Annotated in this window: 22 protein-coding genes and 1 tRNA gene; 11 read left to right on the top strand and 12 right to left on the bottom strand. The window is 56.6% G+C overall.

Going from position 1 to position 20,683, the window contains the following annotated elements:
- From ASD46_RS06060 to pncB, 6 genes are all read left to right on the top strand, one after another.
- Positions 1–921, top strand: a complete 921-nt coding sequence (locus ASD46_RS06060) for a DMT family transporter (protein ID WP_003514540.1) — start codon at positions 1–3, stop codon at positions 919–921.
- A gap of 307 nt (positions 922–1,228) precedes the next feature.
- Complete coding sequence (locus ASD46_RS06055) at positions 1,229–2,335, top strand: DUF475 domain-containing protein (RefSeq protein WP_003514542.1); 1,107 nt, start codon at positions 1,229–1,231, stop codon at positions 2,333–2,335.
- A 368-nt stretch (positions 2,336–2,703) separates the two neighbouring features.
- Positions 2,704–3,048 (top strand): MarR family winged helix-turn-helix transcriptional regulator, encoded by a 345-nt coding sequence (locus tag ASD46_RS06050; RefSeq protein WP_003514544.1) that lies wholly within the window; start codon positions 2,704–2,706, stop codon positions 3,046–3,048.
- 17 nt (positions 3,049–3,065) lie between these two features.
- Positions 3,066–3,917 carry a C40 family peptidase gene (locus ASD46_RS06045; protein WP_013635290.1) on the top strand — a complete coding sequence of 284 codons (852 nt, stop codon included), beginning with the start codon at positions 3,066–3,068 and terminating at the stop codon, positions 3,915–3,917.
- A gap of 94 nt (positions 3,918–4,011) precedes the next feature.
- Positions 4,012–4,371, top strand: coding sequence for a hypothetical protein (locus ASD46_RS06040; RefSeq protein WP_025592128.1), 360 nt, complete (start codon positions 4,012–4,014; stop codon positions 4,369–4,371).
- A gap of 158 nt (positions 4,372–4,529) precedes the next feature.
- Positions 4,530–5,834, top strand: a complete 1,305-nt coding sequence (gene pncB / locus ASD46_RS06035) for a nicotinate phosphoribosyltransferase (protein WP_003514549.1) — start codon at positions 4,530–4,532, stop codon at positions 5,832–5,834.
- A 64-nt stretch (positions 5,835–5,898) separates the two neighbouring features.
- Here pncB and ASD46_RS06030 read toward each other — a convergent pair whose 3' ends face one another.
- A complete protein-coding gene (locus ASD46_RS06030; protein ID WP_013635292.1) occupies positions 5,899–7,293 on the bottom strand; it encodes a leucyl aminopeptidase in 1,395 nt (464 codons plus the stop codon).
- Positions 7,294–7,435: 142 nt separating this feature from the next.
- On the opposite strand from ASD46_RS06030, the gene ASD46_RS06025 reads away from it, so the two are divergent.
- Positions 7,436–8,260, top strand: a complete 825-nt coding sequence (locus ASD46_RS06025; protein ID WP_025592129.1) for a tetratricopeptide repeat protein — start codon at positions 7,436–7,438, stop codon at positions 8,258–8,260.
- Between the two features lie 98 nt (positions 8,261–8,358).
- On the opposite strand, the gene ASD46_RS06020 is transcribed toward ASD46_RS06025, so the two are convergent.
- The 9 genes from ASD46_RS06020 to ASD46_RS05980 form a co-directional block, all read right to left on the bottom strand.
- Complete coding sequence (locus ASD46_RS06020; RefSeq protein ID WP_003514557.1) at positions 8,359–9,345, bottom strand: type II secretion system F family protein; 987 nt, start codon at positions 9,343–9,345, stop codon at positions 8,359–8,361.
- Positions 9,346–9,355: 10 nt separating this feature from the next.
- Positions 9,356–10,360, bottom strand: coding sequence for a type II secretion system F family protein (locus ASD46_RS06015; protein ID WP_025592131.1), 1,005 nt, complete (start codon positions 10,358–10,360; stop codon positions 9,356–9,358).
- 118 nt (positions 10,361–10,478) lie between these two features.
- Positions 10,479–11,951 (bottom strand): CpaF family protein, encoded by a 1,473-nt coding sequence (locus tag ASD46_RS06010; RefSeq protein WP_025592133.1) that lies wholly within the window; start codon positions 11,949–11,951, stop codon positions 10,479–10,481.
- Positions 11,952–11,984: 33 nt separating this feature from the next.
- The gene (locus ASD46_RS06005) at positions 11,985–13,271 is read right to left on the bottom strand and encodes an AAA family ATPase (RefSeq protein ID WP_025592135.1); all 1,287 of its coding nucleotides are present in this window, start codon (positions 13,269–13,271) and stop codon (positions 11,985–11,987) included.
- 34 nt (positions 13,272–13,305) lie between these two features.
- Positions 13,306–13,998, bottom strand: a complete 693-nt coding sequence (locus tag ASD46_RS06000; RefSeq protein ID WP_003514564.1) for a CpaD family pilus assembly protein — start codon at positions 13,996–13,998, stop codon at positions 13,306–13,308.
- A gap of 56 nt (positions 13,999–14,054) precedes the next feature.
- Positions 14,055–15,638, bottom strand: a complete 1,584-nt coding sequence (locus ASD46_RS05995; protein WP_025592137.1) for a type II and III secretion system protein family protein — start codon at positions 15,636–15,638, stop codon at positions 14,055–14,057.
- Complete coding sequence (cpaB, locus tag ASD46_RS05990; RefSeq protein ID WP_025592139.1) at positions 15,635–16,441, bottom strand: Flp pilus assembly protein CpaB; 807 nt, start codon at positions 16,439–16,441, stop codon at positions 15,635–15,637. The genes ASD46_RS05995 and cpaB overlap by 4 nt, the downstream gene beginning before the upstream one ends.
- Positions 16,442–16,566: 125 nt before the next feature.
- Positions 16,567–17,079 carry a prepilin peptidase gene (locus ASD46_RS05985; RefSeq protein ID WP_025592141.1) on the bottom strand — a complete coding sequence of 171 codons (513 nt, stop codon included), beginning with the start codon at positions 17,077–17,079 and terminating at the stop codon, positions 16,567–16,569.
- An 82-nt stretch (positions 17,080–17,161) separates the two neighbouring features.
- Positions 17,162–17,344: a Flp family type IVb pilin gene (locus ASD46_RS05980; RefSeq protein WP_003514568.1), complete on the bottom strand. Its 183-nt coding sequence runs from the start codon at positions 17,342–17,344 to the stop codon at positions 17,162–17,164.
- A gap of 445 nt (positions 17,345–17,789) precedes the next feature.
- On the opposite strand from ASD46_RS05980, the gene ASD46_RS05975 reads away from it, so the two are divergent.
- Positions 17,790–18,173 (top strand): pilus assembly protein N-terminal domain-containing protein, encoded by a 384-nt coding sequence (locus ASD46_RS05975; protein ID WP_046205577.1) that lies wholly within the window; start codon positions 17,790–17,792, stop codon positions 18,171–18,173.
- A gap of 240 nt (positions 18,174–18,413) precedes the next feature.
- Here the strand turns inward: ASD46_RS05975 and ASD46_RS05970 are convergent.
- Both ASD46_RS05970 and ASD46_RS05965 read right to left on the bottom strand, forming a co-directional pair.
- Positions 18,414–18,500 (bottom strand) — tRNA-Leu (locus ASD46_RS05970).
- Positions 18,501–18,620: 120 nt separating this feature from the next.
- On the bottom strand, positions 18,621–18,926 hold the full coding sequence (locus ASD46_RS05965) for a SelT/SelW/SelH family protein (RefSeq protein WP_025592143.1): 306 nt from the start codon (positions 18,924–18,926) through the stop codon (positions 18,621–18,623).
- 145 nt (positions 18,927–19,071) lie between these two features.
- On the opposite strand from ASD46_RS05965, the gene ASD46_RS05960 reads away from it, so the two are divergent.
- The 3 genes from ASD46_RS05960 to ASD46_RS05945 all read left to right on the top strand — a co-directional run bounded on the left by ASD46_RS05960 (position 19,072) and on the right by ASD46_RS05945 (position 20,633).
- A complete protein-coding gene (locus tag ASD46_RS05960) occupies positions 19,072–19,521 on the top strand; it encodes a DoxX family protein (RefSeq protein ID WP_003514571.1) in 450 nt (149 codons plus the stop codon).
- A 138-nt stretch (positions 19,522–19,659) separates the two neighbouring features.
- Positions 19,660–20,358 carry a type 1 glutamine amidotransferase gene (locus ASD46_RS05950; RefSeq protein WP_025592145.1) on the top strand — a complete coding sequence of 233 codons (699 nt, stop codon included), beginning with the start codon at positions 19,660–19,662 and terminating at the stop codon, positions 20,356–20,358.
- An 86-nt stretch (positions 20,359–20,444) separates the two neighbouring features.
- Entirely contained in the window at positions 20,445–20,633 is a 189-nt protein-coding gene (locus ASD46_RS05945; protein ID WP_003514584.1) for a YegP family protein, read from the top strand.
- The last annotated feature ends 50 nt before the right edge of the window (positions 20,634–20,683 follow it).

Genomic DNA, 20,683 nt, shown 5'->3' with positions numbered 1-20,683 from the left:
ATGCCGAATATATTACGAAAGCTTTCGCCGACTGGCCTCGGCGTGGCCGTCATGCTGCTTGGAATGCTGCTTTTCGCGTTGAACGACGCTATGGGAAAATGGCTGGTTTCGACCTACAGCCAGGGGCAGGTGATCCTCATCCGCAGCGTCGCTGCCCTTGTCATCCTGGTTCCGATCGTGTGGAAAGGCGGTCTTTCCGGCCTCATGAAAATCGAGCGACCGTCTCTTCAGGTGGCGCGCGTATTCTTCTCCACCGCCGAGCTTTTCTGTTTCTATTTCGCAGTCGCTGCCCTGCCGCTGGCAGACGTGATGACCTACTGGCTCGCCGCCCCCATTTATGTTGCGGCTCTATCGCCGTTTCTCCTGGGAGAAAAGGTCGGCTGGCGTCGCTGGACGGCCATCGCCATTGGTTTCGTCGGTGTTCTCATTGCCTTGCAGCCAAGCTCGGCAAGCCTTACCTCGGCCGCACTGTTTTCCATTCTCGGCAGCGCCGCCTTCGCCTTCATGATGTTGTCCGGACGCCAGCTACGCAACACGCCCGATACGGTGCTCGCTTTCTGGCAGATCATCGGTGCGGGGCTTGCGGGCCTCGTTGCGGTGTTCGTCACGCCGTCTGGCTGGTTGCCGGTCCAGTCCGGTTTCGATCTCGCTTTCCTCGGCCTGCTCGGCGTGGTCGCCATGGCAGCGCATGTGCTGGTCAACCGCGCTCTGAAGCTCGCGGATGCCGCGACCGTCGCGCCGCTGCAATACACATTGCTGCTCTGGGCGGTGGTCTTTGGCTGGCTGTTCTTTGGTGATGTGCCGCAGACCAGTATCGTCGTCGGTGCGGGCCTGATCGTTCTTTCCGGCCTTTATATTTTCTTCCGTGAAAATACGCTCAAACGCGGTCGCGAAAAGGTGGATATACTGGCTGCGGACTAGACATTTCCTCTGTTTACCCGTGATGTTGCCGCCGAAATCATCACGGGACTTGACGAAGAGGTGATCTTCGAGGAGTAAGAGAAGGTCCTGCGATCATATGTCTCGCAAGGGCAGAGGAAACAAAGGTGCCGGGCCCCTCTGGCGAGAGTTTTACGGCGCTCTCGTGATGTCGGTACCGCCTGCAAAAATTGGCCGGCGGATTAAAAACTATGAAAAACCTGAATGTGCTTCGCGCGCGTGCTTTCTGCGTGCGGCCCGACGTCCTGCGTCGTTCCGCAATCGCTCTCGTTACCGGAGGTAACCGGACATGAGCGCCGCCCAGAAAACCACACTTTCCTACTTCAAGTGGGCTTTTATCGTCACCATCGTCGGTCTGATCCTTGGCGGCTATCTCGGCTGGGAAATGACCGGAACTGTCAGTGGAACAGCGACGATCTTCTTCATTTGTGCGGTGCTTGCCGTGCTGGAAATTTCGCTTTCCTTCGACAACGCCATCGTCAACGCCAACAAGCTGAAAGAGATGACGCCAGTCTGGCAGCATCGCTTCCTGACCTGGGGTATTCTGATTGCCGTTTTCGGCATGCGTATCGTCTTCCCGCTGCTGATCGTGGTCGTTGCCGCCAATGTCGGTCCCTGGACGGCGCTCGTCATGGCGGCCACGCAGCCGGAACGTTATGCAGAAATCATGCGTGACGCCCATCTGCCGATCGCTGCTTTCGGCGGTACCTTCCTGATGATGGTCGGTCTCAACTTCTTCTTCGACCATGAAAAGGACGTGCACTGGGTGCGCTGGATCGAGGAAAAAGCTGCGGTCTATTCCTCCGTCAAGGGTATCGAGATCGCCTTCGTGCTGGTCGTCATGCTGGCCTTCTCTCGTATCATCGGCGCCAGCGACAATCCGGAGCTTGGTCCGGTTGCGGCCAACACCTTTTTCCATGCGGCAATCTGGGGTCTTTTGACCTTCCTGCTGGTGGAAGTCGTCGGCGGTATTCTCGATCGTAGCCAGGAAGTGCTCGAAGGCGCTGCAAAAGGCGGCTTCGGTGCGTTTCTCTATCTCGAGGTGCTCGATGCAAGCTTCTCCTTCGATGGCGTCATCGGTGCTTTTGCGCTGACGCAGAACCTGTTCATCATCGCCATCGGCCTCGGTATCGGCGCCATGTACGTGCGCTCGATGACGATCATGCTGGTGGAAAAGGGAACGCTCGCCGAATACCGCTATCTGGAACACGGCGCTTTCTACGCGATCCTCATCCTGTCCGTCATCATGTACGTGCAGACGATGTTCCACATTCCGGAGGTCATCACCGGCCTTGGTGGCGCGACCCTGATCGGCATTTCGCTCTGGTCGTCCATCCGGCATAACCGGCGGCACAATGCAGATGCGACCGATGCCGCACGTGGTGCGGAAATCTGATCCATCCCGATCCCAGCCTTCCGCTGTTACGGCGGAAGGCAGTTTTTAAGCACTGAATTGCTGATTGCCTGTTTTTGTTGCTGTTTCCGCCTTGCGGAAAATTTGAACATAACATCGGAATTATACCCCAAGCACCTGTTTTTGCTCGTATTTGTGCACTGCAGTAAAACTGGCACGCTTCCTGCATCTCATCTTGCAAGTCCAGAGGGGACATTAAAGGCCCGACAAACGGGTTTAAACAACACCGCCGCGCCGCGCGATCTTTTATGATCTGCGAAGGCGCGGCGGTTCTGTTTGTGCGGTATGCTTCTTGAGTTTTCCGCTCCGTTGAATGAAAACGGTGAGATAACGACTGGAAGGTTACCGGTTTGCCTGCAGAACTTTCGCCTACGGAGGCCTTGGGGCTTTGGCATCGCGTATCTGCTGCGCAGGTCACGGCCGATGCGCCGGATTTGACCTTGCGCCAGACTACAATCCTGCTGCAGATATACCTCGTGCCGCCGCCACATACCGTCCGGGGCCTCGCCGCCTTGCTGGGCGTGACCAAACCGGTCATCACCCGCGCACTCGACAGTCTGGGAGCGCTCGGGCTGGTTGACAGGGTGCGGGACGAACGGGACAAGCGCAATGTCGTGATAAAACGCACCGTGGCAGGTGCGCTCTATCTGGAAAAATTCGGCGATCTGATTATTGATCAGGCACGCAAGATCTAACCTCTGGATGTGAAACCATGATGCTCGACCGCCGCCTGAATGTCTTCCGCTCCGATCTGGCCGATGAGAAACTGCAAGGCGTGGTTCAGGCCGAGCGTTTCGTCAGCGGTTCGCCCGCCCAGATCGCGGTGCCGGTTATTGGCCTGCGGCCAACGCCTGACCTTGCCGCCGGCATCGATACGGAGCTGCTGTTTGGTGAAACCGTGCGCATTTTCGACCGGGCGAATGGCTGGGCCTGGGTGCAGGCGGATGCTGATGGTTATGCCGGTTACGTGCCGGAGACGGCAATCGGCGATGTCGTTGCCGTTACCCACCAGGTGGTTGCGCCACGCACCTTCCTCTATCCTTCCGCCGAATTGCGCAAACCGCCGGTCGCAGCCATTTCCATGGGCAGCATGGTCCGGATCGTTGGTGAGGCCGAGACACGCGGCACCCGCTATCTGCTGACTGAAAAAGGCGAGGGCATAATCGCCGCCCATTGCCGACCAGTCGATGCCGCTCTCGAAGAGGACTATGTTGCGGTGGCCTTGCGCTTTATCGAGACACCTTATCTCTGGGGCGGCCGCTCCGGCTTTGGCATCGATTGCTCGGGCCTCGTGCAATTGTCCATGGCGATGACGGGCCGACGGGTTCTGCGCGATACCGACATGCAGGTAAAATCGCTCGGGGTGGAAATAGAACGCGATGAATTGCGCCGCGGCGATCTGGTTTTCTGGAAGGGCCATGTCGGGCTCATGGAAAACGAAGAGACGCTGCTGCATGCCAATGGCCACACGATGAATGTTGCACGCGAAAATCTCAATGAGGCCATCGAGCGCATCGGCTGGCTTTACGAAAAGCCGACGGCTTTCCGGCGTCTGGAAGGCTGAGGCGGCGGCTTCACGAAATTGTGCCTGCCTCGCCCTTTGTGCGACCACAGCCGAAAGCCTACATCGGTTGAATGATGGTACGGGACCGGCATCGATGAACACAAAAATGGCAACACGATTGGCAACGATCCTGGCAGCGCTTTTAATGAGCGCTTCCGCGCAGGCGCAGACCGTTTTTCAGAATGGTTTTGCTCCGTCTCCAGATGCCTATGCGAACCTGCCGGGTGTCAAGGACCCGCGAACGCTACAGCCCAAGGTGCGTTACAATTGCCATAGCGAACTTGGTGTAACTGGATATGCCCGCGGCCCATACCGGGATGTTTTCGGTAGTCGCGGTCTGCCGGTTCAAGGCTATCGCTGCACCGATGAGAACGGCATCTCCAGCTTCGGTGGCAGAAATCCGATCTCAAAGGACTGGTATCCCGGCATCAATCCTGTCGACCCGACCTTCTGAAGTAATATGACTTAAAGCGGCGTTTGCGCCGCCCGCACTCTGGACTTGTTGTTGCTTTTTCAGATAAATCTTTGACATGACAGGTTGATAATACCTGTCGAGGTGCGGGGTGACGTCGGCCCTGCCGATGTTCTGGGCCGATGCTGGGGAATGCAAGCATGACGAAGACCGATATAGCAACCCGTGTCCACAATCACACCTGGAAACTCGATCCGATCGTCCGCAGCCTGATCGATACGGATTTCTACAAGCTGCTGATGTTGCAGATGATCTGGAAACTCTATCCGGAAGTCGACGCGACGTTTTCGCTCATCAACCGCACGAAGACGGTGCGGTTGGCGGAAGAGATCGACGAGATGGAACTGCGCGAGCAGCTCGATCACGCGCGTACCCTGCGCCTCTCCAAGAAGGAGAACATCTGGCTTGCGGGTAACACCTTCTACGGCCGCTCGCAAATCTTCGAGCCGGAATTCCTCTCCTGGCTTTCGAGCTACCAGCTGCCGGAATACGAGCTTTTCAAGCGAGACGGGCAATATGAGCTGAATTTCCACGGCCGCTGGATGGATACGACACTCTGGGAAATCCCGGCGCTGGCGATCATCAATGAGCTACGCTCGCGCAGCGCAATGCGCTCGCTTGGTTATTTCACGCTGGATGTTCTCTACGCCCGTGCAAAGGCCAAGATGTGGGAAAAGGTCGAACGGTTGCGGGAACTGCCGGGCCTGCGCATTTCCGATTTCGGCACCCGCCGCCGCCACAGTTTTCTGTGGCAGCGCTGGTGCGTCGAGGCGTTGAAGGAAGGCATTGGCCCTGCCTTCACCGGCACGAGCAATGTCCTTCTCGCCATGGATTCCGACCTCGAGGCCGTCGGCACCAATGCGCATGAATTGCCGATGGTGGTTGCAGCGCTGGCGCAGACCAACGAGGAATTGGCCGCAGCGCCCTATCAGGTTCTGAAGGACTGGAACCGGCTTTACGGCGGCAACCTGCTGATCGTGCTGCCCGATGCTTTTGGCACGGCGGCCTTCCTGCGCAATGCGCCGGAATGGGTGGCGGACTGGACGGGCTTTCGTCCCGACAGCGCGCCGCCGATCGAAGGCGGGGAAAAGATCATCGAGTGGTGGCAGAAGATGGGCCGTGACCCCCGCAAGAAGATGCTGATTTTCTCAGATGGTCTCGATGTCGATGCCATCGTTGATACATACAGGCATTTCGAAGGTCGGGTGCGCATGAGCTTCGGCTGGGGCACCAATCTGACCAATGATTTCGCCGGTTGCGCGCCGAAGACCATCGCCAGCTTGAAGCCGATTTCCATTGTCTGCAAGGTCAGCGACGCCAATGGTCGGCCAGCCGTGAAACTCTCCGATAATCCGCAAAAAGCGACAGGCGAACGATCCGAGGTGGAGCGTTATCTGAAGTTCTTTGGTGAGGAAGATCTCAAGGAACAGAAGGTTCTGGTTTGATTAAGGCCGGGCGCTCCGCTTAACGAAGCGCCCGTGGGCAAGTCAGATCAACCGTGGTACCGATTTACTTCGCAAACTGGTGTGTGATGTAATGGAAGAGTGCTCTGATACCTTGAGCCTCGCCGCCGATCGATGAATGGTGCCTTTCGCTCAAGGACCAGCCGTAAATATCGAAATGTGCCCATTTTTTCGTATTGGTGACGAAACGCTTCAGGAACAAAGCGGCGGTGATCGATCCTGCCATGCCGCCTGATGGCGCGTTGGTGATATCGGCCGCGCGTGAGCGGATATCCTTGTCGTACCCCATGTAGAGTGGCATGCGCCACAGGGGATCGTCGGTATCGATGCTTGCTTCCGCGATATCGTGGGCCAGATCGTCGTCATCGGTATAGAAGGGCGGCAGGTCCGGGCCGAGAGCAACGCGGGCGGCACCCGTGAGCGTTGCCATGTCAATCATCAGGTCCGGCGCATCCTCGTCTGCATAGGCCAGCGCATCGGCCAGAACGAGACGGCCTTCCGCATCCGTATTGTCGATCTGTACCGTCAGGCCCTTGCGGCTCCTGTAGATGTCACCGGGACGGAAGGCGTTGGCGGAAATGGAGTTCTCGACGGCGGGCACCAGGACGCGAAGATTGACCGGCAGTTTCGCGTCCATGATCATCAGCGCGAGACCGAGAACATTGGCCGCACCACCCATGTCCTTCTTCATCAGCGCCATGGAGGCGGCTGGCTTGATATCGAGACCACCAGTATCGAAGCAGACACCCTTGCCAACGAGGGTCAGGCGGGGATTTCCCTTCTTGCCCCAGTTCATTTCCAGAAGGCGCGGTGCGCTTTCGCTGGCGCGGCCGACGGCGTGGATGAGCGGGAAGTTTTCCTTCAGCAGATCGTCGCCGGTAATGACGCCCACCTTTGCCTTGTAGTGTGCGGCAAGGCTGCGGAAGGCGATCTCAAGCTCGTCCGGTCCCATATCGTTGGCCGGAACATTGATGAGATCGCGGGCGAGGAAGACGCCGGCCAGAACGCGCTTGATCTCACCATCTTCGGCATCCTGCGGAATGAGAAGCTTTGCCCCGCTGGTTTTGGTTGTCTTGTATTTGTCGAAGCGGTAGCTGCCGAGGCCGAAACCGAGAGCCAGCCGATTGGCCGTCAATGGCGCGGTTTCAATATGCCACTCGCCTTCGGGCAGCTCGCGGGCCAGTTTTCCGGTTATGAACGGGATTTCGGAGGGATTGCCGCCAAGGCCGAGAAGAACGCCACCCAGCGAACCATCGGAAGAGGGAACAAGCAATACGGCGCCTGCTTCGGCCTTGAAACCCGCTTTTTTCGCCCAGTCCAGAGCAACAGGATCGATGGCACCCTGTTCGATATGGGCTGGCGTCACGGCGAAAACCGGCAGGGTGCTGCCAGCCTTGGAGCTGAAAGGTGTCGGGCGTTCGATGAACTGATAGGGCGCCATGGTCTGCTTTCGTAACTGTCGAGAATCGGTGCGATTAACGCTCTGTTAGGGTTAACAGATTATTGCTTAAGCGAAAGTTGCGTCATGTGAGTCTGTCGTATGTCGGGCGCAAGATCGATAATTCTTGGGCGGGGGCACTGCCATGACTGCTTTTTCTTTGAGCGAGACAGGTCGGACAGGCTTACTGCGGGGAGCATGTCTCGCAGCGCTGGTTTTCGCCGTTTCCGGATGCGCGAGTACCAACAAGCCGGATCGCATGTCCACCGGCTCCATTCCTGCGGCCACACGCTCCTATGACCACATGAACATGGACCAGCTCCGGCAGGCGGAAGAGACGGCCGGCAAGGCCTATGAACGCAGCCCCAAGGACAGGTCCGTCGGCATGAATTATGCCAACGTGCTGATGATGACCGGCAAGAACACGCAGGCGCTCGCGGTCATGCAGCAGATCGCCATCGCCAATCCGGCCGACCGCGAGGTGCTTGCCGCCTATGGCAAGGCGCAGGCAGCATCAGGCCAGCTCGAACAGGCCCTTTCAACCATCCAGAGAGCACAGACGCCTGATCGTCCAGACTGGCGGCTGTATTCTGCCGAAGGTGCCGTGCTCGACCAGCTTGGCAGGTCGAACGATGCCCGCACCAAATACAGGCAGGCACTCGATCTCAAACCGAGCGATCCAAGTGTGCTCTCGAACCTTGGCATGTCCTATGTCCTGTCGAGCGATCCCCGTACCGCCGAGACATATCTGCAATCGGCCATCGCCCAGCCGGGCGCCGACAGCCGCGTTCGCCAGAACCTCGCGCTCGTGGTGGGTCTTCAGGGACGGTTTGCCGAGGCTGAGCGCATCGCGGTTCAGGAACTTTCGCCACAGCAGGCGCAGGCAAATCTCGGTTATCTGCGTGCAATGCTATCGCAGCAGAATTCCTGGCAGCAACTGGCGAAGAAGGACAACAAGCCAGCAGGCTGATGCGGGTTCAGGCACGTCCATCAATGCCAGATCGCAGATAATTTCACAGCTCCGCCTCATCACGCGCTACCGCCTATAGGGCGGGCGCGTTTAGCGTCTCAGAACGTATCGGCGACGCGAATGCCGGCTGGTCCGAGAACGACTGCGATGAGCACCGGCAGGAAAAATATGATCATCGGCACGGTCAGCTTTGGCGGCAGGGCGGCGGCCTTCTTTTCGGCTTCGTTCATCCGCTCGTCGCGGCCTTCTTGGGCCAGAACGCGCAACGCCTGAGCCAATGGCGTGCCGTATCGTTCCGCCTGGATAAGCGCTTGCACCACGCTTTTGACGCCGTCCAGCTGCGTGCGCATGCCAAAATTCTCAAGTGCGATGCGCCGGTCCTGAAGGAAGGAAAGCTCCGCTGTCGTCAGCATCATTTCCTCCGCCAGTTCGGGCGACTGCTCACCCATTTCTTCCGCAACACGACGCATGGCGGCCTCCATGGACACACCGGATTCGATGCAGATCAGCATCAGATCCAGCGCATCCGGCCAAGCGCGCCTGATGGAGGCCTGCCGCTTGTTCATGGCGTTGGAAACATAGATATTGGGTGCGTAAAAACCCAGATAACCGAAAATGAGCACTGCCATCAGCCGGACGACGAAAGCCTTATCGGCGAGGTTTCCGAGAACGAAAACCCAGGTAAAGGCCAGGGCCAGAAAAACGAATGGCAGCACGAACCGGGCGGCAAGAAATGTGTTGAGCGCATTCTGTGAACGAAAACCCGCAGCGCGCAGCTTGTTCATCGTGTTCTTGTCGGCAAGCGCTTCCTGAAGGTTGAATTTTTCGACGATGCGGCGCGCCGATTTATTATTATTGCCACGCAGGGAGGCCTTGCCGTCCCTAGTGGCGGCGGCGAGGCGCTCACGCTCGCGGCTGCGAATGAGATCGCGCTCCGATGACACGGCTTTCATGCGCTTGGCGAAGTCTTTTCGCTCAAAGAGTGGCATGATGAGCGTATAGAGGGTCGCGAAAACCGCAAGGGTGACGAGAATGGCAATGATCGTTTGCGGGTCCGTCAGGCTGGAAAAGAGGCTTCCTGTCATGGTCGTGCCCTCATATGTCGAAATTGATCATTTGGCGCATGATGAAAATCCCGATCAGCATCCATAATGCCGACACCCCCAGAATGATGTGCCCACGCATGTCGGTGAAGAGCACCGACAGATAGTCGGGCGAGGTGAAATGCACCAGCAGCATGACGATGAAAGGCAGCGCGCCAATAATAACTGCCGACGCCTTCGCCTCCATCGATAACGCGTTGACTTTGGCACGCATTTTCCTGCGTTCACGCAGAACTTTCGAAAGGTTGGAAAGAGCCTCCGAAAGATTGCCGCCCGCCTGCGCCTGAATGTTGATGACGGTGCTGAAGAAGCTCACTTCGAAAAGCGGCACGGTCAGCATCATGCGCTCGATCCCCTGCGGAATGCCGATGCCGACCTGTAGCGCGTCGATGACGCGCTGGAACTCCGTCTTCACCGGTTCCTGTCCGTCCGACGCGATCAGTCGCACGGCGTCGTTGAGCGGCAATCCGGATTTGATCGACCGGCACATGACATCCAGCGCATTTGGGAATTCCTCGAGGAATTTTTTCTGCCGGCGCTTGAGTATAAATCCCAATACCCATCGCGGCAGTCCCAGGGCCACAACGGCTCCTATGAGCAGAGCGATAAGCATCGACAGGCCATAAAGAAGCGCAATGACGACGGAGAAAGCAGCCGCGCCTGCGCTCAGAAGGTGGAACTGCCGGACAGAAAGTTGCAGTCCCGCCTGAACCAGCTTTTCGCGCAAACCGACATTCTTTGCTTTCTTTGCCTTTTCGCTTTGTTTCTTTTCCATTTCCCGCAGGCTGTCCTGCATGGACTTGCGGCGTTTGCCAAGTTCCTGGACCCGGTCCCGCGCGGCCTTGATGTTTGCGTGATCCGTTTCGGCGGCCTTGACCCGCTTGACGCGACTAGTGGTCTTTTTCTCGACCTCGATCTGCTGGAAGAGGAAGGCATAAGCAAGCGCCCCTGCCGAAATAGCGACAAGTGCGGCCAGTAACAGGATTGTGGGGTCCATGGCAGTCGCCTTCCTTAGAGCATTTCCAGTAAAATTGCGTCGTGGTTTTCCGTCCGGAAAATGCGTAGAAACAAAGAGTTAGAGCACGTCAGACAATTCCGTTTAAACAAGACTTGCTCTAGGATGTCTTTTCCATCTCGTCGAGCGCGGTGGCCAGGCGTTTTTCCTCGCCATAATAGCGCGCGCGATCCCAGAAATGGGGTTTGCTGATGCCCGTGGAGACGTGCTTGCCGATCAGCTTGCCATGCGCGTCTTCGCCGTCTATTTCGTATCGCATCAGATCCTGGGTCACGATGACGTCGCCTTCCATGCCGATCACTTCGGTGATCTGCGTTATTCGGCGTGAGCCGTCGCGAAGGCGCTGGGCCTGAATGACGATATCGATAGAGCCCGAGATGATTTCGCGTACCGTCTTTGCCGGCAGGGTAAACCCGCCCATGGCGATCATCGATTCGATACGGCTGAGGCATTCCCGCGGCGTATTGGCGTGGAGCGTCCCCATCGATCCGTCATGGCCGGTGTTCATCGCCTGAAGAAGGTCGAAAACCTCCGGTCCACGCACTTCGCCGACGATGATACGTTCAGGCCGCATACGAAGGCAGTTCTTGATCAGATCACGCATGGTGATCTCGCCTTCACCTTCGATATTCGGCGGGCGCGTTTCCAGCCTCACCACATGCGGTTGCTGCAGTTGCAGTTCGGCGGTGTCCTCACAGGTGATGACGCGTTCATCCTTGTCGATGAAGCTCGTCAGGCAATTGAGAAGCGTGGTCTTGCCCGAGCCGGTACCACCAGAGATGACGACATTGCAGCGGACGCGGCCGATGATCTTGAGCAGGGTCGCGCCTTCAGGCGTGATCGCGCCGAAACGCACCAGCTGGTCTAGCGTGAGCTTGTCCTTCTTGAATTTTCGGATCGTAAGCGCCGGACCATCGATGGCGAGCGGTGGTGCGATGACGTTGACACGCGATCCATCGGGTAAGCGGGCGTCGCATATCGGGCTCGATTCGTCCACGCGTCGGCCGACCTGGCTGACGATGCGCTGGCAGATGGAAAGCAATTGACTATTGTCACGGAACCGTATGTCGGATTCGATGGTCTTGCCGCCGACTTCGATGAAGGTCTGGCCGGAACCGTTGACCATGATATCGGCAATATCATCGCGTGCGAGAAGCGGCTCCAGCGGCCCATAACCAAGAACGTCGTTGCAAATGTCTTCGAGCAGCTCTTCCTGCTCGGCGATGGACATGGCGAAATTCTTTATCGTGATGATGTCGTTGACGATATCACGAATTTCCTCGCGTGCGCTCTCCGCGTCGAGCTTGGCGAGCTGCGAAAGGTCGATCGTATCGATGAGCGCGGAAAAGACCTGGCCCTTAGTATTGTAATAATCTTCCGTGCGGGCACGCTTTTTCTGCGGCGATTGCATGGGAGATTGTGCCTGCCGCGTTGCAGGCGATTGGCCGGGCTCCAAAGTGTCGATCGCCAGAGATCGCGGCTCAGGTGTTGCCTTCACCTGCTGTATGGCAGGCGCGACAAAATCCGGCTTTATGGTTCTGGCTGGGCCTTCTGGCCCGCGTTTTCCGAACATTGGCGTTTCCGTCTAAAGGCCCAGAAAGGGAGCCTATTTGCGCTTGAGAATATTCTTGAGCTTGTCCAGACCGCCGCGCTTGTTTTTGCGCAGAATGGTACGGCCTGTAATGGTATGGGCAATTTGCGAGAACGTTTCCGCGATCTGGGATTTTTCGTCCATCTCGCTGATCATGCGACCGCTGTTGGCGGCATTTCCGAACAGCTGGGTGTCGAACGGAATGATGGCGACCGGCTCGATTTCCAGTGGATCGAGAAAATCCGCAGGGGCGATCTCCGGGCGTTTCGGCATGCCGACCTGATTGAGAACGAGATGCGGTAACTTGTCGTTGGGTCTCAGTTTTATCAGCGCGTCGAACAGGTTCTTCGTATTGCGCAGGTTTGCGAGATCCGGAACCGCCGTAATGACCACCTCGTCGGCTTCCGCAAGCACCGCCCGCGTCCAGTCACACCATTGATGGGGAAGGTCGAGAACGGCGACGGGCGCACTGCGCTGCAAGACCTCAAGAATCGGCAGAAACGCCTGACGATCGAAATCATAGGTCCTGTCGAGGAGAGAGGGTGCGGCCAAAAGTGAGAGGTGGTCGGAACATTTCGTCAGCAGACGGTCGAGGAACACCTCGTCCAGCCGTTCCGGCGAAAACACCGCTTCCGCCATGCCCTGAGCGGGATCCTGATCGAAATCGATGTTGGCCGTGCCATAGGCAAGATCCATATCCGCCAGAATGGTTTCGGTGGAGAAGAGGGTAGAGATGCCGAAGGCGCAATTATGCGCGATCGTCGACGAGCCCACCCCGCCTTTGGCACCGATAAAGGCTATGTTGCGACCGAGCGGCTCCGCTTCCGGGTCAACGAAGATCGTCGCGATCGAGGCCAATAGATCGGCCATGTTGATCGGTGCGACGAGATATTCGGAAATGCCGTTGCGGATGAGATCGCGATAAAGCGTTATGTCGTTGTGCCGGCCAACGATGATGACACGGGTGGTGGGGTCGCAGACCTCCGCCAGAGGAGCGAGATCATCCAGCAGAGAAGTCGGTGAGCTTGCTGTTTCGAGAACGATGAGGTTGGGCGTTGGTGAGGCGGAAAACATCGTCGCCGCCGCGTTGATGTCGCCCTTGGTTACCCGCAGGGTGACCTTGCTCATCCGCCTGTCACTGGACAAGGCATCCATCACGCGCTGCATGTTTTCGCTGACGCAAAAGGCATGGACGGATATGCGGGGCAGGGGCCGCAGGCGATCCATATCCGAGGCACGCGGCGCCGGCTGTTCGGCTTCCGCGTCGCCGCTTGACTTGATATCGTATTCTACAGCGCTCATTGTCTTTCCTGCCCTGACAATTGTTGGAACCGCGTCAATTTGGCGTCGCCGTGTTTTTGCCGCTGCGATAGGCGTCAATCACCACCGCTCGGCGCTCCGCGTCGATCGGACTCATGCCACGCGGGCCAACCAGATCCATGGGGTTGGCAACCTGTGCCGCGAGATTGCTCTGGGAGGCACATCCGAAATTGTACCAGTTCTTGTTGGCAAAGGTATTGTCGGAAAGGTCTTCGGGCCATTGGCCGCATTGCCCGGTCATGGCGGTAACGGCCACATAACTCAGTCGAATGGGGGCGGCGTCGCCATTCGGGGATGCAGCGTAACGTGTTTCCATGATCTTGCCAGAAGGCACACCAGCGCCGGAAAGTGCGGAGCGGATTTGTCTCGCCATTTTTGAAGCCGCTGCCGAGTTGGCTGATCCCGATGGCATCTGGATATTGACGATACCGGTCGACATCGAGGCGTAATTCTGGGCGAAACCACGGACATTATCCGCCATTGCCGTGGTCAGCCGGCTATCGCCTGCTGATACCGGAATATCCAGCGAATGCTCGGCTTCCGACAGGGTGATCGGATGGCGCGTGCGGTAGTCGTCGGGAATGGCGTTGGTCGTCATTGGGTCGCGTGCGCAACCCTGCAACAGGCCGGCGGCAAGCGCTACCATGGCGACGAGACCTGCCCGTCTGCCCGGCAGGCTTGAGGAAAAGGAGGACGGGTTTTCCTGCATGGCGTTTCCTGCCCGGACCGGGCTTGCTGTGAAAAGGGGATTTCGTGCGCGTGTCGTCATTTGTAGATGAACCCCACTGATCCCTGATAGGGAGCCGCCTGAACCTGGTCCTTTCGGCCATAGACCTTGTTGACACGGTTCATGAAATACATGGCGGCATCGTTTTCCGGGTTGAAGTTGTCATCCGGCCGGGCGATCTGGTTGCGCGCAACGGGACGTACCAGATAGGGCGTTGCTATGATGACAAGCTCTGTCTCGTTGCGGATGAAATCCTTGCTGCGGAAAAGCGTGCCGAAGATCGGGACTTTGGAAATGCCGGGAAGTCCAGACATGGCCTGGCGAATATTGTCCTGGACCAGACCTGCGATCACAATCGAGCCGCCGGATGGAAGTTCGACTGTTGTCGAGGTTTCACGTTTGCGGATCGACATGTAGGTGGAGCCTGGGATGGTGCGGCCCGCATTTCCGGTTACAACGTTGCCTTCATATGTCGGCTCGGAAACATTGGTCTCGATTTTAAGGCTGATCCGTCCCGGTGAAAGCACGACGGGCCTGAAGTTCAACGTGATGCCGTAGTCGACCGTGTTGGTGGTACGCGTTATGGTTGGCTGGCCCGTATCCTTGTCGATGGTAACTTCCTGCTCTGCAGGCAGACGGAAATCGCCCCCCACGTAGAACTTGGCCTGTTCGCCGGAGATGGCGGTAAGACTTGGTTCGGCCAGAGTGCGCACGACACCCGCCTGTTCCATGGCGTTGAGATAGGAAGCAAAGTTGAGCGAGCCGGAGCCAATCGCGCCACTGGCTATTCGCGACGCACCGCTAATTGCATTTCCGAGATTGGACGGATTTGAAAATTCGAAACCGTTATTGCTTGTCGAGCTGCTGATGGAACCATTGAAGCCAAGCTGTTTCAGCACCTGCCGGCTAACTTCAGCAACGGTGACTTTCAGCGTCACCTGATCTTCGCCCTCAATCGTCAGCATATTGACGATCTGCGATGTCTGGCGGTTTTCGGCAAATATCGCCGCGTCACCGCCATTGTTACCGCCCGTCAGCGATATGTTGCGGGTGGTGGCTTCGCCGCCTTTCAGAAATGCTTCGGCAAGCTGGACGGCGCGTGCAGAATCCTGCGGCGTGCGCACTGATCCAGTGAGAACGATGTTGTCCGAAACGATCTCTACCTTGATGTCCGATTCGGGAATGAAACGGCGGATATTGGCCTCAAGCCCAGAGATATCGCGCTCGACCTCAAGATCAAGACTGACGATTTCGCGCCCGCCATCTCCGAAAATGAAGATATTGGTCTGGCCCACCGTTTTTCCGAACAGATAGATGCGCTTGGACGTACGGGTTACGGCATCGGCAAGGCTCGGATCGGCGACGAGAATATCATGGGCATCCTCCGGCAGATCGATGACCAGTGCCTTGTTGAGACCGAGCTTCAGGCGCTTGCGAATGCCACTACCGCTTTCGGTGATCCGCACGATGCTCGCGCTTTGAGCCTCGGCTTCGCTGATACGCAAAAACGCGGGTGAGTGCTGACCCGGAAAACCTGAAAAAGCCAAGCAAAATGCAAGGCTGCCCGCCATTGAGGAACGCAGGTGTTGTTTAATGCGCTTTGCCATGGAACTCCCGGTCATTGCGATGCTCCTTGTCCGGCTTTGACGATCGAACCGGATTTGATCACCTGAATCTCCGGCTGCCCGGAGCCGCCGTTGAGAAGGTAACCTGCTGAAAGCGTGTCGTTTTCCTGCGCATCGGCGACTGAGCGCAAAGCCAGCGTAAGGCGATCCGCCATCTGTTGCGCCACGGTGATGATTTTGGCCTGTTCGGGTGTGAGTTCGAGCGTTGCGGTTGCACCCACGACGGCTGAGGTGCCGTCCTCGCCTTCCTTGATCTGCTGGTCGATCGCCAGAACACGGACATTGTTCAAAACATTTTCAGTTAAAAAATGACCTGAATCGCCCTTGCGGACCATGATGACATCGACTCGGTCATTCGGCAGCACGAAACCGCCAGCACCTGTCGAGACGGAAATTTCCGTGGCGACGGCGCGTTTGCCGGCCGGCAAAAGCGAGGACATGATGCGGGTGCTGGAATCGACCACTTTTTCAGGCCGTACCGGCTCGCCCTGAAACAAAGGCAGCCGCACGACAGTGCCGGATAGTTCGGTTATGGCGTTGGGGTTTTTCGCTTCCGTTATGAAGCTGTCGATGACGTTACCAGTGGGCCAGGGCGTCCAGTGTACCGAACTATCGTTCAGGCGGCTGCCAACGGGTAGGTTGACCGAGGAAACGAGAACGTTAACCGTCGGTTCCTTCTCTATGATCGTTTCGGCTTTTTCGATGACCTGCTTCGCGCCGGAAATCTGCATGGCAACGATGCCGGCAAGACCGGCGGCGACCAGGGCAACGGACAGAATGACGATACGCGACGGTTTCATGCTCGATCCTTGAGGGAATCAGATTCTTATCCCGTCAGGATGGCCGGTCATTGGTATAATTATGGTTAATATTATGCTTGGATTTCTGGTTAACAGGCCTTTAACCTGCAGTGAACGCAGATTTCTCAGGAAAGACTTGCGATGGCGGCTTTTACAAGCGGTGTTTCGCCATAGGTCAAAAGTCCGGCAATAGCGATGCCTATGCCATAGGGGATTTTCTTCGCAACCAGCAAGGAATCCGGAATGGGAATGCCGGCCGCCATGATTTCCTGCGAGCGCGATCGCAAAAGCAGGATTCCAAGCGTCAACACGCCGCCGATGAAGGTGACCGCAAGCAGAAACTCTATTAGGGAGGCATTGAAACCGTACCAGACAGCGGCAGCTGTGAGAAGTTTGGCATCCCCACCGCCCATGACATTGGCAGCGAAGAGCGCAAAACAGGCAAAAAAAACGGCTGCGGCGGCTGCAATGCTCATTGCGAAGGTTTGCCACTCCATACCCGTAAATGGCGCAACCACAATGAAGGAAAGCAGCAATATAAGCGGTATTCTGTTGGGTATGGTCATGCTCGCTACGTCATTGATGGCAGCGAACACCAAGCAGAGAGGCAGTATAAGAAAAATTGCCGCAACTGCCATTTTTATCTCTTCGAAGTTGACGGAAGATTGTTATAAAAATGCCACCCCGTTTACGGGGTGGCATATGCTTTGGTGCGTATAATCACGATGTCTTCGCGGTCAAGTTGAGGTAAGTCGCGAGGTTCGTGAACTGGAGTCCGATTTTGGAACCCAGCGACGATGCGCCGCCGATGATGGCAACAGAAATAAGCGCAGCAATCAGGCCGTATTCAATTGCCGTGGCGCCGGACTCATCCTTCAGGAAGCGAGCGAAAATCTTGGTCATGGGTCTCTCCTAACTCTTGTGTTGTGTTCAGCACGCCGACAACTGTTTTCCGTTGTTCGGTTGCGTTCAAATTACAGGTGAGCGATTTCCAAGCGCTTAAAGAAGAGGATTAATCCAAAGTAAACGACAGGATGAGTTTATCTTGGTAAACAAAACAAAAAAGTATTGTCTCTATTTTTATAGTTGCTGATAAACAAATATATTCCAGAGACTGTCAGTTTCTTATTTCCAACAAAGTGTCCTTCCGGTGAGACATAGATGTTCAGTTTTGGTGCGGGACAGCGAGAGCCTCGAAAATATTGCCATGTCAGGCATGGTTACCGTTCACATTAGGGGCCTCTATCATTTAACGCTTCATTCACTAAAAACACGCATTCTGCTGCACATTAAGTGCGGGTAGTGAGCAGGGGCGAAACGCGTGTCATCCGGAAAACTGGCGAAAATCGTGGTCGGCTTGTCCGTCATCCTATCGGGTTCGTTGCAGCCCGTTTTTGCTCAGGAAGACATATTGCGCGTTTCGATGAACCACGCCCGTGTCCTTCGCCTCGACCGCCCTGTGAGTAAGGTTATTGTCGGCAACTCGAAAGTCGCCGATGCGACGGTGGCCGATGCCACCACGATCGTGCTGACCGGGCGCAGTTTCGGCACGACGAATCTTGTTCTTCTCGATGCCGAGGGCAATCCAATCGTCGATGAGCGCATTCTCGTCTCCATCGATGAGGGCAATACGGTTCGCGTTTTTCGACAAACGGAACGGACCGTGCTTTCCTGTACGCCGAATTGCGAACAGCATTCGCAAAACAGTGGCGACAAAGACGCCCAGCCTTAAGCGAACTACAACCCAATACCAGGTCTGAATATATCGGAATTCCGCGCGCGGGAATGGCTGGCATTTTGTCAAAGTGACAAAGGCTTAGTGCTCGTCCTGGGCAGTATTTTTATGGGAAAAATCGGGGTTGATCGCCAGCAAAACGAAAAACCGCAACATGTTCCCCTGCGTTTTGCAGGAGGACTGAATGTTGCTGTTTTTTCGTCTAAGTGTTTGATCTGGCTAAGATCAAAAATGGAATGGTGCCCAGAAGAGGACTCGAACCTCCACACCCTTGCGAGTACCAGCACCTGAAGCTGGCGCGTCTACCAATTCCGCCATCTGGGCGACGGAGAGCGATGTACGAGGGCAGCCGCCCGGTGTCAACAGACTTTTTGAACTTTTATGACGATCATTGATTTTAAAGGGAAAAAACTTGGTTGGACACTGTTGAAACATGTTGCCGCGTCAATTGTCGAGCCCTTCATGCTTCGTCCTGTCGACATGACCGAGGTCACGTTCCGGGTCGATGACATCGCGGATTCTCTGTTTGAGCTCTTTTGGACCGGGGAAACCGCCATCGCGCTTACGCTCCCATATGGTTTCACCATCTACGGTGATCTCGAACAGGCCACCCCTTGAGGGAATGAGGCTGACTTCGCCGATATCAGAAGCGAAGGTTTGCAAAATCTCCTGCGCCATCCATCCCGCACGAAGCAGCCAGTTGCATTGTGTGCAGTAGCGGATGGTTATGCGGGGCTTCGTCTCGGCCATGATCACGTCTCCTTCAGCGCCCGGTGACAATAATGCTCACGATAATGTCAACTATGACACTCATGTTTTTACCTGCGGCATGCTTGTTCTTATCATGCTGCTTTGCGAACAGATAAGCCATCGAAGGCTAAAACGCGGAGATCCCATGGCCCAGTTCGACAATAATCGTCAGCGTCTTTTCGTCCCGGCGGTCGCACCTCTTTATAATTCGACACATGATCTGGTGGAGACCGTTCTGCGCGTCGTGGCCGGGCTTCTTCTTGTCACCCACGGCTTCGGCAAGATCGCCAATCCGTTCGGGGCTGTCGGCATGGTGGAGAGCCTCGGCTTTTATCCGGGTGTATTCTGGTCACCTCTCCTGGCCGCCACCGAATTTTTCGGTGGAATTCTCGTGGCCATTGGGCTGTTCACGCGGCCGGCATCCTTTGCCGCAATGATCGTGCTTTTAGTAACGGTCTATTTTCACGGTATCGTAAAGGCGGAAGGTCTGGGTGGCGCGGAAAAATCAGTTCTCTGGGCAGCCATTTTCCTGTTCTTCGCTGTCCGCGGCGGCAACCGGCATTCCGTCGACGCGAAGCTGTCGCGGGAATTTTAAGGTGCCACACGCCGGCTTGTCCTTTTATTGCCTTGCTGACGATATTGCGCCTCTTGAAAATCCGTTTTTCTCGTGGTGAAGCTGAATTCGATCGGCGATACCGGCCGATCGAATTCCCCGTTGTCGGCAAGAGGCCCCATGCGCGTTGCAATTATCGAAAACATGGCGGGCACGCCGCATGGACAGATCGGCATCGCTCTTGAAGAGGCAAGGGCTGACGTGCATGTCATCCGCGCCTATGCGGGTGAGCCTCTTCCTCCCGATGCAGCTGCACACGATGCGCTCGTCGTTTTGGGCGGGGAGCAGAACGCTCTTGACGACGTGCTTTATCCCTATCTTCCAGACCTCGCACTTTTGATGAAAGCGTTTGGCGATGCGGACAAGGCCGTGATGGGCGTCTGTCTCGGCAGCCAGTTGCTGGCGCGCGCCTATGGCGGAGAGAATATTCTGGCCGGCCCGCCCGAATTCGGCTGGGAAGACGTATCCCTCACGGAAGAGGGCATGTCCGATCCGCTCTTGGCGGGGCTCGACAAGACATTTCCCATTTTTCAGTGGCATTGCGACACATTCACGCTTCCGCCCGAGGCAACGAGACTTGCGACCAATGGTGCAACGCGAAATCAGGCTTTTCGCGTTGGCCGGGCCGCCTATGGTACGCAATTTCATTTTGAGGCATCCACGGCCGTGGTCGACGGATGGTGTGAGGCATTCCCGGCTTCCGTCGAAAAAATGGCGCCCGGCTGGATGAACAATTACCGCGATCACCGTGGCGGGCGTGCCGATGTGGCCGATGCGACCGGTCTGGAAATTGCCCGTGCCTGGGTACGGCTTGTGTGATCTGGCAATTATCGGTTGCGAATATGGCCAAGGCCGCTCAGAATTGAGTGTGTTTCACCGACGTTTGCCAAGGAGGCACCAAGATCATGTATAAATTCGAAATCTATCAGGACAGGGCCGGGGAATATCGTTTCCGCTTCAAAGCATCCAACGGGGAAACGATGTTTTCGTCAGAAGGATACAAGGCCAAGGCATCGGCCATCCATGCCATCGAATCGATCAAGAAAAATTCCCCCGGCGCCGATACGGTCGATCTGAGCACGATGACCGCCTGAAGTTCTCCGTTTCGCGAAACCTCGAGGCATTCTCCTGCCAGAAATGACGG

It is taken from the genome of Rhizobium sp. Root491 (assembly GCF_001427205.1).
GTDB lineage: Bacteria > Pseudomonadota > Alphaproteobacteria > Rhizobiales > Rhizobiaceae > Agrobacterium > Agrobacterium tumefaciens.
This window is presented reverse-complemented; position numbering and strand designations above follow the sequence as displayed.

Coding starts and splice junctions, on each gene's coding strand:
- ASD46_RS06060 (WP_003514540.1), top strand. CDS start 1: ATGCCGAATATATTACGAAAGCTTTCGCCGACTGGCCTCGGCGTGGCC.
- ASD46_RS06055 (WP_003514542.1), top strand. CDS start 1,229: ATGAGCGCCGCCCAGAAAACCACACTTTCCTACTTCAAGTGGGCTTTT.
- ASD46_RS06045 (WP_013635290.1), top strand. CDS start 3,066: ATGATGCTCGACCGCCGCCTGAATGTCTTCCGCTCCGATCTGGCCGAT.
- ASD46_RS06040 (WP_025592128.1), top strand. CDS start 4,012: ATGAACACAAAAATGGCAACACGATTGGCAACGATCCTGGCAGCGCTT.
- pncB (WP_003514549.1), top strand. CDS start 4,530: ATGACGAAGACCGATATAGCAACCCGTGTCCACAATCACACCTGGAAA.
- ASD46_RS06030 (WP_013635292.1), bottom strand. CDS start 7,293: ATGGCGCCCTATCAGTTCATCGAACGCCCGACACCTTTCAGCTCCAAG.
- ASD46_RS06025 (WP_025592129.1), top strand. CDS start 7,436: ATGACTGCTTTTTCTTTGAGCGAGACAGGTCGGACAGGCTTACTGCGG.
- ASD46_RS06020 (WP_003514557.1), bottom strand. CDS start 9,345: ATGACAGGAAGCCTCTTTTCCAGCCTGACGGACCCGCAAACGATCATT.
- ASD46_RS06015 (WP_025592131.1), bottom strand. CDS start 10,360: ATGGACCCCACAATCCTGTTACTGGCCGCACTTGTCGCTATTTCGGCA.
- ASD46_RS06010 (WP_025592133.1), bottom strand. CDS start 11,951: ATGTTCGGAAAACGCGGGCCAGAAGGCCCAGCCAGAACCATAAAGCCG.
- ASD46_RS06005 (WP_025592135.1), bottom strand. CDS start 13,271: ATGAGCGCTGTAGAATACGATATCAAGTCAAGCGGCGACGCGGAAGCC.
- ASD46_RS06000 (WP_003514564.1), bottom strand. CDS start 13,998: ATGCAGGAAAACCCGTCCTCCTTTTCCTCAAGCCTGCCGGGCAGACGG.
- ASD46_RS05995 (WP_025592137.1), bottom strand. CDS start 15,638: ATGACCGGGAGTTCCATGGCAAAGCGCATTAAACAACACCTGCGTTCC.
- cpaB (WP_025592139.1), bottom strand. CDS start 16,441: ATGAAACCGTCGCGTATCGTCATTCTGTCCGTTGCCCTGGTCGCCGCC.
- ASD46_RS05985 (WP_025592141.1), bottom strand. CDS start 17,079: ATGGCAGTTGCGGCAATTTTTCTTATACTGCCTCTCTGCTTGGTGTTC.
- ASD46_RS05980 (WP_003514568.1), bottom strand. CDS start 17,344: ATGACCAAGATTTTCGCTCGCTTCCTGAAGGATGAGTCCGGCGCCACG.
- ASD46_RS05965 (WP_025592143.1), bottom strand. CDS start 18,926: ATGGCCGAGACGAAGCCCCGCATAACCATCCGCTACTGCACACAATGC.
- ASD46_RS05960 (WP_003514571.1), top strand. CDS start 19,072: ATGGCCCAGTTCGACAATAATCGTCAGCGTCTTTTCGTCCCGGCGGTC.
- ASD46_RS05950 (WP_025592145.1), top strand. CDS start 19,660: ATGCGCGTTGCAATTATCGAAAACATGGCGGGCACGCCGCATGGACAG.
- ASD46_RS05945 (WP_003514584.1), top strand. CDS start 20,445: ATGTATAAATTCGAAATCTATCAGGACAGGGCCGGGGAATATCGTTTC.